The 16,044-nt window shown below is 60.1% G+C and carries 1 protein-coding gene; it reads right to left on the reverse strand.

All coding sequences use genetic code 11. The features are described from left to right. Positions 1-15,820: non-ribosomal peptide synthetase (locus tag Q6A51_RS24155; protein WP_304575895.1), on the reverse strand; the 15,820-nt coding region annotated here is incomplete at its 3' end. Positions 15,821-16,044 lie beyond the last annotated feature (224 nt).

Consider the following 16,044-nt stretch of genomic DNA (forward strand, 5'->3'; position numbering starts at 1 on the left):
GGAAACCACGAATCTTCACCTGATCGTCGTTACGGCCCAGATAATCCAGGCTGCCCTCGGCGGTCCAGCGGGCAAGGTCGCCAGTGCGATACAGGCGAGCATTCTTGGTCGAGCTGAAAGGATCGGCGATAAACCGCTCTTCATTCAGTTCAGGGCGGTTCAGGTAACCCCTCGCCACACCGGCACCGCCGACATACAGCTCACCCACAACACCGACCGGCACTGGCTCGCGCTTGGCATCAAGCACATAGGTCTGCAGGTCAGGAATCCGCACACCAATCGGGCTGACGCCAGCCTGCAAGGCATCGGCAGCCTGCAAGGCTCGATACGTCACATGCACCGTGGTTTCGGTGATGCCATACATATTCACCAGTTGGGTTCCGGCGTTCACCGGCCTTGCGTACCAAGGCTTGAGAATCCCGGTTTCCAGCGCTTCGCCACCAAAGATCACCTGACGCAATGAATGCGCCTGATGGCTTTCACCCTGAGCCGCAATCAACTGGCGGAAAGCGCTTGGTGTCTGGTTCAACACCGTCACGCCAGCCTCACAGATCAAGGCATAGCATTCCTGAGGCGAGCGGCTGACCAGTTGCGGCACGATCAGCAACTCACCGCCATGCAGCAGCGCACCCCAGATTTCCCAGACCGAAAAATCGAAGGCAAAGGAGTGGAACAGCGCCCAGGTATCGGTCGGGCCAAAGTCGAACCATGCCTGAGTGGCCGTGAACAGACGGGCCACGTTGCGGTGCTCGATCTGCACACCTTTCGGCAAACCGGTGGACCCCGAGGTGTAGATCACATAGGCCAGATGTGAGGCCGTCAACGAATCGACTTGCGGATTCGAGACGGATTGCTCCTGCAAACGGGCATCGTCCAGATTGATAACCGGCACCGATACACCCGACAGCACATCTGCCGTGGCCTGCTGAACCAGCACGGCCAGCGGCTCGCTGTCCTTGAGCAGGTACGCCAGACGTTCAGCCGGATAGGCCGGATCCAGCGGCACATAACCTGCCCCGGCCTTGAGGATACCCAGCAGGCCGATGATCATTTCCAGCCCGCGTTCGACGCAGATCGCTACACGATCATCCGGGGCGATGCCCTGTTCCATCAGGTGATGGGCAACCTGGTTGGCTCGTGTGTTGAGCTCGCCATAGCTCAACTGGCGACCTTCAAAGCGAATCGCCGTGGCTGACGGTTGTTTGGCAGCCCACTCCTCGAAAGCACGATGTATCAACAAGTCATCGGCAAAGGTCGAGTCATTGGCATTCCACCCGTACAGCAATTGCTCACGCTCACTGCGAGGCAGAATCGACAGGCTGTTGAGCGACGTTTGCGGCGCCTGTTCCAGCGCATCGATCAACTGATGCATCACACGCTGCATATAGCCACAGACACGCTCGGCACCTATTTGCGCTTCAGCCATCACCGTCAGGTTGAAGCCTTCGCCCAGATCGTCCACAGACAAGGTCAATGGGTAGTTGGTGCGCTCTTCCCCCGACAGCGCCTGGATACCTTCCCAGGCCGCGGCACTGGAATCACCGGTATGGTTTTCCAGATGACGGTAATTGAGCAATGAGCTGAACAGCGGTGTAGGCGCTTCGACTCCGCTGCAACGCTGGGCAAGCACCAGCGAGGCGTGTTCGTGGCCCAACAGTGCAGTCAGGTTGGCATGGGTTTTCCTGACGCCGTTGCTGACGTGCTGATCCCCAAGATCAACGCGCAGTGGCAAGGTATTGATAAACATGCCCAGCGCCCGGTCGGCACCTGCGCCGCCCTGCATGCGGCCCAGCAGGACCGTGCCGAACACCACTTCATCACGCCCCGACAAGGCGCCCAGCACCCGGGCCCAGCCCAGGTGATACAGGCTGGCAGCACCGACACCCAGCTTGCGAGCCTGAACTCGCAACCGCTGGCCAAGGGAAGCATCCACCACCTGGCGGACTTCCTGAATGCCTTGTCCGTCCCCTTGCACGTCATGCAGCCCGAACGGCAGGGTCGGCTCATCGATATCGCCCAGCATCTCGCGGAAAAACGCTTCATGGGCTTCACGACTGACACCCAGACGCGCCTGCGCCACGTAGTTGCGATAAGGCACCGAAGCGGGAAGCTGATCACCGAGGTCGCACATGAAGGCTTCGATTTCCGAAGTCAGGATACCCAGCGACGTGGCATCGTCGACCATATGGTGGAACAACAGCATGCCCAGCCAGCGATTATTGGCTGGATCATGGGCATAACCGATACGCATCATCGGTGCCTGGCGAATATCCAGTCGATAATGACGCGGATCCAGGGCTTCACGCAGTTGATCGGCGATATCGCCCGCAGCAGGATCGAGACGAACCTCCTCCACCGCCAGTTCTGCATGACGCCAGACCACCTGTACCGGTTCGTCCAGCCGCTCCCAGAGCACACCGGTGCGCAGGATATCGTGCCGTGAAACCACGGCCTGCAAGGCAGCGGCGAATTGCTGGAGCCGTTGCAGACCATCAAAACTGAATAGCGCATATTGCAGGTACGGATCGCCTTCGGCGGCCGCCAGGTGGTGATAAAGAATCCCCTCCTGCAACGGAGCCAAGGCATAGATATCCTGAATATTGGCAATACCGCCCGGAACACTGGCGACCACGCGGTCGATAGCGTCCTGATCCAGATCCGCAAGCGGCAGCATATCCGGGGTAATCCGCTCGCAACCTTCGGTAATCAGATTGGCAGGTACCAGAATTTCCGTCTGCCCACCGACTGCTGCGGCCAGTGCTGCCAGAGTCGGCTGGCCAAACAGCACGCGAACGTCGGCACTGAGATCCTGCTGGCGCATACGCTCGATCAGCTTCACCGCCAGCAGCGAATGGCCGCCCAACTCAAAGAAGTGGTCATGACGACCTACTTGCTCAACATCCAGCAGTTCCTGCCAGAGTTGGGCGATGATCACTTCGACTTCGCCTTGGGGCGCTTCATAGGCTCGGCTTGCCAGTGCCGACTGGTCTGGCGCAGGCAAGGCCTTGCGATCCAGCTTGCCGTTGGTGGTCAGTGGCAGCGACTCAAGCGTCACAAAAGCGCTTGGCAGCATATGCTCGGCCAGGGTTTGCAACAGTTGGTCACGCAACTCGGCGGCGGACGGTGCTGCGCCCTCTTCTGCGATCACATAAGCCACGAGGCGCTTGTCGCCTGGAATGTCTTCGCGAGCGATAACGACTGCTTCACGTACGCCGGTACTGGCAGCAAGCTGTGCCTCGACTTCACCCAACTCGATACGGAAACCACGAATCTTCACCTGATCGTCGTTACGGCCCAGATAATCCAGGCTGCCCTCGGCGGTCCAGCGGGCAAGGTCGCCAGTGCGATACAGGCGCGCTCCGGGACGCTGGCTGAAAGGATCGGCGATAAAACGCTCTTCATTCAGTTCAGGACGGTTCAGGTAACCCCTCGCCACACCGGCACCGCCGACATACAGCTCACCCACAACACCGACCGGCACTGGCTCACGATTGGCATCAAGCACATAGGTCTGCAAATCAGGGATCCGCACACCAATCGGGCTGACACCCGCTTTTAGCGCATCGGCAGCCTGCAAGGCACGATACGTCACATGCACAGTGGTTTCGGTGATGCCATACATATTCACCAGTTGGGTTCCGGCGTTTACCGGCCTTGCGTACCAAGGCTTGAGAATCCCGGTTTCCAGCGCTTCGCCACCAAAGATCACCTGACGCAATGAATGCGCCTGATGGCTTTCGCCCTGGGCAGCAATCAACTGACGGAAAGCGCTTGGCGTCTGGTTCAGCACGGTGACGCCAGCTTCACAGATCAAGGCATAGCATTCCTGCGGCGAGCGGCTGACCAGTTGCGGCACGATCAGCAACTCGCCGCCATGTATCAGCGCGCCCCAGATTTCCCAGACCGAGAAGTCGAAGGCAAACGAGTGGAACAGTGCCCAGGTATCGGTCGGACCAAACTCGAACCACGCCTGAGTGGCCGAGAACAGCCTTGCCACGTTGCGATGCTCGACCTGCACGCCCTTCGGCAAACCGGTGGAACCCGAGGTGTAGATCACATAAGCCAGGTGCGAAGACGTCTGCCCTGAAACCTGCGGATTCGAGACGGATTGCTCCTGCAAACGGGCATCGTCCAGATTGATAACCGGCACCGACACACCCGACAGCACATTCGCCGTGGTTTTCTGAACCAGCACGGCCAGCGGCTCGCTGTCCTTGAGCAGGTAAGCCAGACGTTCAGCCGGATAGGCCGGATCCAGCGGCACATAACCTGCCCCGGCCTTGAGAATCCCCAGCAGGCCGATGATCATTTCCAGCCCGCGTTCGGCGCAGATCGCTACACGATCATCCGGGCCGATGCCCTGCTCCATCAGGCGATGGGCAACCTGGTTGGCACGGGCATTGAGCTCGCCGTAGCTCAACTGGCGACCTTCAAAGCGAATCGCCGCAGCAGACGGCTGTTTTGCAGCCCACACCTCGAAAGCACGATGAATCAACAGGTCATCGGCAAAGGTCGAGTCGCTTGCGTTCCACTCATGCAGCAATTGCTCACGCTCGCTGCGTGGCAGGATCGACAGGGTATTGAGCGGCGTTTGCGGTGCCTGCTCCAGTGCATCGGTCAACTGCTCCAGCGCGACCTGCACATAGTCACAGACTCGACGGGCACCGATGCTTTCCAGCGCCAGCACGGTAAAGTGGAAACCCTCGCCCAAGTCATCGACGTTCAGGGTCAGCGGGTAGTTGGTGCGCTCGTCGCCGCCCAGGGTCTGCATGCCTTCCCAGGCATTCAGGCTCTCCTGAGTAACAACGGCATTACTGTGCCGGTAATTGAGCAGCGCACTGAACAACGGCGTGGTGGCTGCCACGCCGCTGCAACGTTGGGCCAATGCCAGAGACGCATGCTCGTGGACCAGCAGCCCGGTGAGTCGGCCATGGGCCTCGCTTACCGCCTGACGCACACTGTTGCGGTCCAGGCTGACCCGCAATGGCAAGGTATTGATAAACATGCCCAAGGCACGGTCGGCACCCTCGCCGCCTTGCATCCGGCCCAGCAATACGGTGCCGAACACCACATCGTCGGTGGCCGAAACCTTGCCCAGCACCAGCGCCCAGGCCAGATGCACCAGGCTGGCAGCGCTGACGCCCAATTGGCGGGCCTGTTGCCGTAAACGATTGCAGACCTGTATATCCAGCGGCGCTCGGGCCTCCTCGATACCCTGGCCGTCACCCTGAACATCATGCACACCAAATGGCAGGGTTGGCTCGCTGATATCGCCCAGCATCTCGCGGAAGAACGCCTCATGGGCAGCCGGTTCTACACCCAGCCGGGCCTGGGCCACATAGTTGCGGTACGGCATTGCCGCGCCCAGTTGATCGGCAGTGCCCAGCAGGAAAGCCTGCATTTCATGTTGCATCACTTCCAGCGCGGTATGGTCCAGCGCCAGGTGATGGAACAGCAACGTGGCAACCCAGCGGTTCTGCTCCTTGTCCTCGGCGCAAGCCAGGTGCAGCAATGGCGCACGGGTCAGGTCGAGACGATAGTGACGGGCGTCGAATTGTGCCGACAATTGCGTGGCGACCGGGCCATTGGCCGGATCAAGTTCGACGAATTGCGGTTGCAGCACGACATTGCGGCAGACCACCTGCACCGGCTCATCAAGTCCAGTCCAGTGCACGGCGGTGCGCAGGATATCGTGGCGATTGATGACCGATTGCAGTGCTCCGATAAAAGCGTCCAGACGTTCGCGACTATCAAAGGCGTACTGCGATTGCAGCACATAAGGGTCGCCAGCTTCGGCGGTCAGGTAGTGATAGAGAATCCCTTCCTGAAGCGGAGCCAGCGGATAAATGTCCTGCACATTGGCTGCGCCACCCGGCACTGCCGCCAGAACCCGCTCCAGCGAAGCTTCGCTGATATCCAGCAATGGCAGCATATCGAGGGTGATGTGTGTGCAGCCCGGCTCGATCAGGTTGGCCGGAACGCGGATTTCAGTGCTGTTGCCCACTGCGGCAGCCAAGGCCATCAGCGTTGGCTGGCTGAACAGGACGCGAACATCGGCGCTGAGGCCTTGTTGACGCATCTTCTCGATCAGCTTGACCGCCAGCAACGAATGGCCGCCCAGCTCGAAGAAATGGTCATGACGCCCTACGCGCTCGACCTTGAGCACATCGGCCCAGAGGTCGGCGAGCACCGACTCGACATGCCCCACAGGCGCTTCATACTCACGGCCGGCATAGGCCTGGGCATCAGGCGCTGGCAATGCGCGACGGTCCAGCTTGCCGTTGGCGGTCAGTGGCAGGCTGTCCAGTACCACAAAGGCCACGGGCACCATGTAATCGGCCAGCGAAGCACTCAATTCACGGCGCAACTCCTGCACTGACAGGCTCGCACCCGGCAGAGCGGTGACATAACCCACCAATTGCTTCGGCCCACGGGCTTCATCGCCGTCCGCATCCTGACGGGCCAGAACTACTGACTCCTTGACCCCGACGCATTGCGCCAGACGCGCTTCGATTTCCCCGATTTCGATCCGGAAACCACGGATCTTGACCTGATTGTCATTACGGCCACGGTATTCCACCGAACCGTCAGGCAGCCAGCAGGCCAGGTCGCCAGTGCGATACAGACGGGCGGCTGGGTCATTACTGAAGGGATCTGCAACAAAAACCTGCTCAGTCAGCTCTGCACGGTTCAGATAACCGAGCGCTACGCCATCGCCGCCGATATACAGCTCGCCGGTAACACCCAGCGGCACCGGTTGCTGACGGGCATCCAACACATACAACCGGGTATTGGCCAACGGCTTGCCAATCGGAATACTGCCCTCACCCACGGCCTTGATTTCGTGGGTTGCCGAGAACGTGGTCGCTTCGGTCGGGCCATAGCCATTGAGCAGATGCTGAGGCGCGCCGTGCTTCAAGACCTGAGCAATGATCGAAGGATCGAGCACATCGCCGCCGACAATCAAGTAACGCAACTGGGCAAAGGCGTCGTACAAGCACGAGGCATATTGATGGAACAGGCCTGCCGTCATCCACAGCACGCTGACCGACTGTTCCAGCAACAGAGCCCGGAACTCAGGCAGCGACAGCAATACATCCTGATCGACGACCACAACACTGCCGCCATTGAGCAGCGGCGCCCAGACATCCAGGGTACTGGCGTCAAACGCCGGGTTCGAGGCAAATGCCACCCGATCCTGCACGTTGAAATCGGCATAGCCGTTATTGAACACCAAACGGGCAATGGCGCGATGCGGGACCAGCACACCTTTTGGCGTACCCGTGGAACCCGAGGTGTACATGATGTAGGCCGCACTTTCGCTGGAACAGGCCAGCTCCGGGTTATTACCGTGCTCATGAGTCAGATCAAGGCTGTCCAGATCAATGCGAGCAACGCCTTGCGGTATCACCAGATTGCTATGGGTCAGGACATGGCGAGCACCGCTGTCCTGCACCATAAAGGCCTGACGTTCCTGGGGCGCATTGATATCCAACGGCACATAAATGGCTGCGCACTTGATGATTGCCAGTTGCGCTACCAGCAGATCCAGCGAGCGTGGCAGCAGAATCGCGACCGCATCGCCTGCAATCACACCTTGGCCAATCAGATGATGAGCCAGACGATTGGCCTGAGCATTGAGTTCGGCATAGGTCAGCGCCTGTTCGCCATGCACTGCGGCAACAGCTTCAGGTCGCGCGGCGACTTGCCTTTCAAACAAGGCCTGAACGGAGCTGTCGCGTGGATAATCGGCAGCACTGTCGTTGAAGCCATGCAGCAGTTGTTCGCGCTCGGCTTGCGGCAATACGGCAATGGCGTGAAGCGCGGTATCCGGTTGGTGCTCCAGTGCATCGATCAGGTTTGTCACCGCACACGCCAATGTGTCGCAAACCCGCTGTGCGCCGATCTCGGTCATTGCCAGCGCTGTGATGGCAAAGCCTGTGCCCAGATCATCCACGGAGAGGGTCAACGGGTAGTTGGTGCGCTCTTCGTTGCTCAGGCTTTCGATACCGTCCCAGGCCGACAGCGCCTGATCAGAGGTGACGTCGGCTGAACTATGACGGTAATTGAGCAAGGTATTGAACAGCGGCGCAGGTGCGGCAACGGCACTGCAACGCTGGGCCAGAGCCAATGAAGCATGCTCATGACCAAGCAACGCGGTAAGGCGCGCATGGGTGGATTTCACACCTTCAACCACACTGCGGGCATCGATATCCACTCGCAGCGGCAAGGTATTGATAAACATGCCCAGGGCACGGTCTGAACCCTCGCCCCCTTGCATACGCCCCATCAACACCGTACCGAAAACCACCTGATCGCGACCGCAAGCCGCACGGGCAACCAGTGCCCATGCCAGATGCAATACGCTGGCTGCACTGCTGCCCAGTTTCCGGGCCTGAGCCCGTACTCGCAGGCTCAGTTCGTCATCCAGAGCAATTCTGGCTTCCTCGATACCGCTCCCGTCGCCTCGCACGCCTGCCTGACCAAATGCCAGGGTCGACTCCTCGATATCACCGAGCTGACTGCGGAAGAAGGTTTCATGGTCCTGCTCGCTCAACCCCAGGCAGGCCTGGGCCACGTAATTGCGATAAGGCATGGCGGCGGGCAGCGAATCCCCTTCGCCCAGCATGAACGCCTGCATTTCATGACGTACCACCTCAAGTGCGGTGTGATCCAGCGCCATATGGTGGAACATCAGCAGCATGACCCAACGGCCGTTATTCTGATCAAAGGCGCAGGCCAGGCGCATCAGAGGTGCCAGCCCCAGATCAAGGCGGTGATGGTGGGTAGAGAATCGTTCACGAATCTGGATGGCAACGTCGCCGTCCACGGGATTCAGCTCAAGGGTGTCCACCACCAGTTGCGCCTGACGCCAGACCACTTGCACCGGGCTTTCCAGCCCTTTCCAGAATACCGAGGTGCGCAAGGTGTCATGCCGGTCAATAACCTTCTGCAAAGCCGTGGCAAAGGATTCGATACGTGCCTGATCCCTGACCGTAAAGGTCGCCTGAAGAACGTAAGGATCGCCCTGAGCGGCGGATACATGGTGATAAAGAATGCCCGCCTGCAACGGCGCCAGCGGATAGATATCCTGCACATTGGCTGCACCGCCCGGCACGCTGGCCACGATACGGTCCAGGGCCGGCTGGTCGAGGTTCACCAGCGGCAGAAGTTCAGGCGTAATGCGGGTGCAGCCCGGCCCGATCAGATTGGCCGGAACCACGACTTCGCGGTTATGGCCAACGGCAGCAGCCAGCGCGGCAACGGTTGGCTGACTGAACAGGATTCGCACATCGGCCGACAATCCCTTGCGACGCATGCGCTCGATCAGAGTGACAGCCAGCAACGAGTGACCGCCCAGCTCGAAGAAGTGGTCATGACGCCCTACACGCTCGACCTTGAGCACATCGGCCCAGATCTGCGCCAGAGTGATTTCGGTTTCGCCTTGCGGCGCTTCATAGCCTCGGCTGATCAGGGCTTGCTGGTCTGGGGCAGGCAATGCCTTGCGATCCAGTTTGCCGTTTGGCGTCAGTGGCAGTTTCTCAAGATGAACGTAGGCTGCCGGGACCATGTATTCCGGTAACTGGCTTTGCAGATGAGTGCGCAAGGTTTCCAGATCGACTTCGGCAATGGTCGAGGTGAAATACGCCACCAGACGCTTGTCGCCCGGCACGTCTTCACGGGCCATGACTACCGTTTCTTTCACGCGCTCATGGCGAGCCAGTTTCGCTTCAATCTCGCCCAGTTCGATACGGAAACCACGAATCTTCACCTGATCGTCGTTACGGCCCAGGTATTCGATATTGCCATCTTGCAGCCAGCGACCCAGGTCGCCGGTGCGGTACATCCGCGCTCCGACGTTGAATGGATCCTCAAGGAAGCGCTCGGCGGTCAGGTCATCGCGATTCAGATAACCGCGAGCCACGCCCGCACCGCCGATATAGATCTCGCCCGGAACACCCAGCGGTACCGGCTGGCGATGCTCATCCAGCAGATAGAACTGGGTGTTGGCGACCGGCTTGCCGATATGGGCGGCAAAACCGTCTTCACGATCCATGGCCACCCAGCTTGAATAGGTGGTGGTTTCCGACGGGCCATAGAGGTTGCACAGGCGCTTGACGCCGGTTTCAGCGAATAGCCTTTCAACCAGCGAACCTTTAAGGGCCTCACCCGCGACGTTAACGGTATGAACGCCTTCTTGAAGGCCGCCCGATTCCAGCAGGGCTTTCAGCGCCGAAGGCACAGTGTTGATCAACGTGATGTCATGTTCGCCTTCCTGTAGAGCCAGTACGTTCTTGACCACTTCAATGCTGCCGCCAGAAGCCAGCGGCGCAAAGCACTCGTAAACTGCAAGGTCAAAGTTCAGCGACGTCGAAAACAACGTTTTGGCCAGCACTTCCGGCTCAAACGCCTGTTGTGCCCAGGTCAGGAAGTTGACCGTATTACGGTGCTCGATCATCACACCTTTCGGCAAACCGGTAGAACCCGAGGTGTAGATCACGTAAGCCAGATGGGCAGGCGTCAGGCTTTCAATCACCGGGTTGGAGACGGATCTATCCTGCCAGGTAATCTCATCCAGATTGACCACAGCCACATCAGCAGCCGACAACAAGCCCAGAGTCGCAGTCTGCGCCAATACAGCCGCAGGCGCACTGTCCTGCAGCATGTAGGCAAGTCGCTCCACCGGATAAGCCGGGTCCAGAGGCACATAACCACCACCAGCTTTCAAAATAGCCAGCAGCCCGACCACCATATCGATGCCACGCTCGACACAGATCGCCACCCGCGAATCGGGCACAACGCCCTGGCTGCGCAAGTGATGGGCCAGTCGGTTGGCGCGCTGGTTCAGTTCGGCATAGATCAGATGTTCATGGCCATAAACCACGGCAACCGCATCCGGCGTACGTTCAACCTGAGCCTCGAACAGGCCATGCACGGTCTGATCAAGCGGGTACTCGGCGCTCGTATCGTTGAAACCCTGCAATAACTGTTCGCGTTCGGTTTCCGGCAAGACCGACAGGCTGCGCAGTGGTGCCTGTGGTGTCAGTTCCAGTGCTTCGACCAGTTGCAGCAAGGCCGCCTGCATATAGCCGCAGACACGCCGGGCATCCACACCTTCCTGAGCCAGCGCAGTCAGCAGCAGGTTATCGCCCAGATCGTCGACGTTCAGGGTCAGCGGATAGTTGGTTCGCTCTTCGCCGGACAGGCCTTCGATACCTTTCCAGGCCTGCAAGGCTTCCGGCGTGATGGTGCCCGCAGCGCTGTGGCGATAGTTGAGCAGTGCGCTGAATAACGGCATGGATGCTGGAACGCCGCTGCAACGCTGGGCCAGAGCCAGGGAGGCATGTTCGTGGCCGAGCAAGTCGGTCAGCCGTTCGTGGGCCGCCCTGACACCGCCGCGTACGCCCTGCTCACCTACTGCCAGGCGCAACGGCAGGGTGTTGATGAAAAGGCCGATGGCGCGATCCGTGCCTTCGCCGCCTTGCATGCGGCCCATCAGCACAGTGCCGAACACCACATCCTGCTTGCCGGCGATTGCTCCCAGCACCACGCCCCACGCCAGATGCACCAGGCTGGCCAGGCTCACGCCCAGATGACGAGCCTGGGCCCGCAGGCGTTGATCCAGACCTTCGGCCAGTGCCTGTTTTGCTTCTTCGACACCACCGCCGTCGCCCTGCACATTCTGCAAGCCGAAAGGCAGCGTCGGTTCATCGACCTCACCCAGCATGCCGCGAAAGAATGACTCGTGAGCTTCACGACTGACGCCCAGACGGGCCTGAGCTACATAGTTGCGATAGGCGATGGCTTCGCCCAGTTCCTGCTGACGCCCCAGCAGCCAGGCCTGCATCTCATGCTGGACCACTTCCAGCGCGGTATGGTCCAGCGCCAGGTGATGGAACAGCAGCAAGGCGACGCACCGCTGATTGGCCGTATCTTCGGCAAACAGGATGCACAACAGTGGCGGCTGAGCCAGATCGAGACGGAAATGCCGTGGATCGAAGCGCGCCTGCAATTGCTCGGCGATATCGCCTTGCGTCGGGTCGAGGCTGACCTCCTCGACACTCAACTGTGCCTGACGGCAGACCACTTGCACCGGGCTGTCGAGGCCTTCCCAGAACACAGCAGTGCGCAGAATGTCATGACGATCGACAACGGCTTGCAGCGCCTGAACGAAATCACTCAGGCGACCGCGATCCGCCATGCCAAACAGCGTCTGCAACACATAGGGATCACCCTGTTCGGCCGCCAGATGGTGATAAAGAATGCCTTCCTGCAACGGAGCAAGAGCGTAGATGTCCTGAATATTGGCAAGACCACCCGGCACGCTGCCCACGATACGGTCGATGGACGTCTGATCCAGATCCGCCAGCGGCAGCATGGCGGGAGTGATGCGTTGGCTATCGATGCCAATGACGTTGGCCGGAACACTGATTTCATGACTTTCGCCGACCGCAGCAGCCAGTGCCGCCAGGGTCGGCTGACTGAACAGCACCCGCACATCGGCGCGCAGGCCCACCTGACGCATGCGCTCGATCAGGCTGACGGCAAGCAACGAGTGCCCGCCCAGTTCGAAGAAATGATCGAAGCGCCCCACTCGCTCTACCTTCAGTAACTGCGCCCAGAGCGTGGCAAGGGTTTCCTCGACCGGCCCCTGAGGCGCCTCATACTCGCGGCTGGCGAAGGCTTCAGCACCCGGTTCAGGCAAGGCGCGACGATCCAGTTTGCCGTTGGCCGTCAGCGGGAAGGCGTCAAGCATCACGAATGCAGCAGGCACCATGTACTCGGCCAGCGAGCCAAGCAATTCATCACGCAAGGCCTGGGCACTGAGTTCAACGCCTGCTTGCGCAATGACATAGGCCACCAGACGTTTCTGACCGGGTGTGTCCTGTTCGGCGCGGACCAGCACTGTGGCGTCGGCAACACCGGCACAGGTGCTCAGACGCGCTGATATTTCACCCAACTCGATCCGGAAACCACGAATCTTCACTTGATCGTCGTTACGCCCTCGGTACTCGATACTGCCGTCAGGCCGCCAGCAACCCAGGTCGCCAGTACGGTAAAGCCTGGCGTCGGTGTCTGTGCCAAACGGATCGGGAATGAATTTTTCAAGGGTCAGATCGGGACGGTTCAGATAGCCCCTGGCAACGCCATCACCGCCGATATACAGCTCCCCCGTCACACCCAGCGGCGCGGGGCGCATATAAGCATCCAGTACATAGACCCGGCTATTGCCGATAGGTCGGCCAATGGGAATGCTCGGCCCGTCGACCCGCTCGATCTCCCAGGTGGTGGAAAAGGTGGTCGCTTCGGTGGGGCCGTAACCATTGAGCAGGTGACGGGGCGCGCCATTTGCCAGGACCCGGGCAATCACCACGGGGTCGAGCACATCGCCGCCGACGATCAGATAACGCAACCGGGCAAATGCATCGCTCAGGCCCGATGCATATTGGTGAAACAGGCCAGCCGTCATCCACAGCACACTCACCGACTGCTCCAGCAGCAACCCGGCGAAATGCGCCCTCGACAACAGAACGTCCTGATCCACCAGGACCACGCAACCGCCATTGAGCAGCGCGGCCCAGACTTCCAGCGTACTGGCGTCGAACGCCGGGTTGGAGGCAAACGCTACGCGGTCTGCGGCATTGAAGTCGGCGTAACCGTTATCGATGACCAGGCGACTGATTGCCCGGTGTGTCACCAGCACACCCTTTGGCGTTCCGGTGGAGCCAGAGGTGTACATGACGTAAGCCGGCGCACCACCGACCAGCGCCTGTTGCGGTACGGGTTCAGCCTCAGCGTCCAGATTCAGGGTATCGAGATCCAGACGCGGAATACCGGCCAGTGGCGCACGACTGCTCACACTCAGCAATACACGGGCCTGGCTGTCCTCAAGGATGAATTGCAGACGTTCGGCAGGTGCATTGACGTCCAGAGGCACATAGACCGCGCCGCACTTGAGAATCGCCAGTTGGCTGATCAGCAGCTCGAATGAGCGCTCCAGCTCCATGGCGACCCGATCACCCGGCTGGATGCCCGCTGCGCGCAAATACTCCGCCAGCACATTGGCACGCTCATTCAACTGGCCATAACCGAGCTGTTGCTCGCCATGCACAGCCGCCGGTGCCTCGGGATGAAGGCTGGCATGGGCCTCGAACAGCGCCGTGACGCTGCTGTCGCGAGGGTAAGCGCGCGTTGTGTCGTTGAATGCGGTGAGCAACTGATTGCGCTCGGCAGCCGGCAGCAGGTCCAGCGTGCTCAAGGCACGCCGAGGGTCCTGCTCCAGCGCCTGAGCCAGTTGCTCGAATGCGCTCGACAGATAGTCGCCGATCCGCTGTGCGCCGATTTGTGCCAGGGCCAGAACGCTGATGACGAAACGGTCGCCCAGATCGTCCACCGAAACGGTGATCGGGTAGTTGCTTCGCTCTTCGCCACCCAGTATCTGCAAACCATGCCAGGCTTCACGGGCCTGGGTCGTCACAGCCTGTGCCGCGCTGCCATGGCGATAGTTGAGCAGCGAACCGAACAGCGGTGTCGGTGCCGCCACGCCACTGCAACGCTGGGCCAGGGCCAACGATGCATGTTCATGCCCCAGCAGACCGGTCAGGCGCTGGTGAGTGGCCTTGATACTGGCATCCACACTCTGGGTACCCAGTTCGACCCGCAACGGCAAGGTATTGATAAACAGTCCCAAGGCGCGGTCGGCACCCTCGCCGCCTTGCATGCGGCCCATCAGTACGGTGCCGAACACCACGTCTTCACGGCCGGATATACGGCCCAGCACTTGCGCCCAGGCCAGATGCACCAGGCTCGCGGCACTTACGCCCAGGCGCCGGGCATGACCTCGCAGAGTAGCGCCCAGTGCTTCATCCACCGGCAGCCGGGCTTCTTCGATCACCACATCGGGGTTCAGGGCATCGGTGAAACCGAATGGCAGGGTCGGCTCTTCAACATCCGCGAGCATGTCGCGAAAGAACGCTTCGTGGGCCTCGCGCCCTGCACCCTGACGTGCCTGAGCCACATAGTTTCGATAGGAAACCGCTTCGGGCAACGAGTCCTCGACGCCCAGCAGGAATGCCTGGGTTTCATGCTGCACCAGCTCCAGCGCAGCATGGTCGAGGGCCATATGGTGAAACAGCAGCATCGCCACCCAGCGCGAGTTGAGTGGGTCGGCCGCCCAGACAAGACGCATCAGCGGAGCCTGTCGAACATCCATCCGGTAATGGCGGGTGTCGAAGCGCTCTTGCAGTTGCCGGGCGATATCGCCATCGGCAGGGTCCAGGACGACTTCATCAAAGCCTAACCGGGCTTCTTGCCAGACCACCTGCATGGGCTCGTCGAGACCTTCCCAGACAATGGCAGTGCGCAGGATATCGTGCCGGTCCATGACGCCTTGCAGGGCCTGGGCAAAGTGCTCAAGCCGCTGAAGACTTTCTGCACCGAACAACGTGTGCAAGACATAGGGGTCGCCCTGAGTGGCCGAGATATGGTGGTAAAGAATGCCCTCCTGCAACGGCGCCAGCGGATAGATATCCTGTACGTTTGCCGCACCGCCCTGCACGGTTTCAACGATCCGGTCAATCGCTTCCTGGCTCAGTCCGGCCAGGGGCAGCATGTCCGGGGTAATGCGAAAGGCCGGGCTCAGCCAGTCGCCACCGTTTCTCTTCACCAGATCGATCAGCGCATGCTTGTGCAGACGCATGCTGTCCATCAGCGCGTCATCGAAACCCTCGTCATCCCCCAGAATGACAAGGTCACCTTCCTCGTGCTGGAGGCGGATCGGGTGACCGGAAATGATAGCCATCAATTCGTTGAAGAGCATCGAATAACCTGCGCTGTATGAGTTCTGGAAAAGTCGGCGGCAAACACAAGGCGACTTCACGAAAGAGGCGAAAGACCGCCTTTCTAGGATGGGAAAAAACTAGAGCATCGGTTCTGGACTGTCTGTCACGGTATGTAGGGACAGGCGGGATGCAGGACGTCAGGGGCTTTGGGAAAGCGGCGTCCCCTTGAACGGGGACACCGAAAGGTCAACAAAGAGACAGA

Source organism: Pseudomonas serbiensis (assembly GCF_030580745.1).
In the GTDB taxonomy this organism is placed as follows: Bacteria; Pseudomonadota; Gammaproteobacteria; order Pseudomonadales; family Pseudomonadaceae; genus Aquipseudomonas; species Aquipseudomonas serbiensis.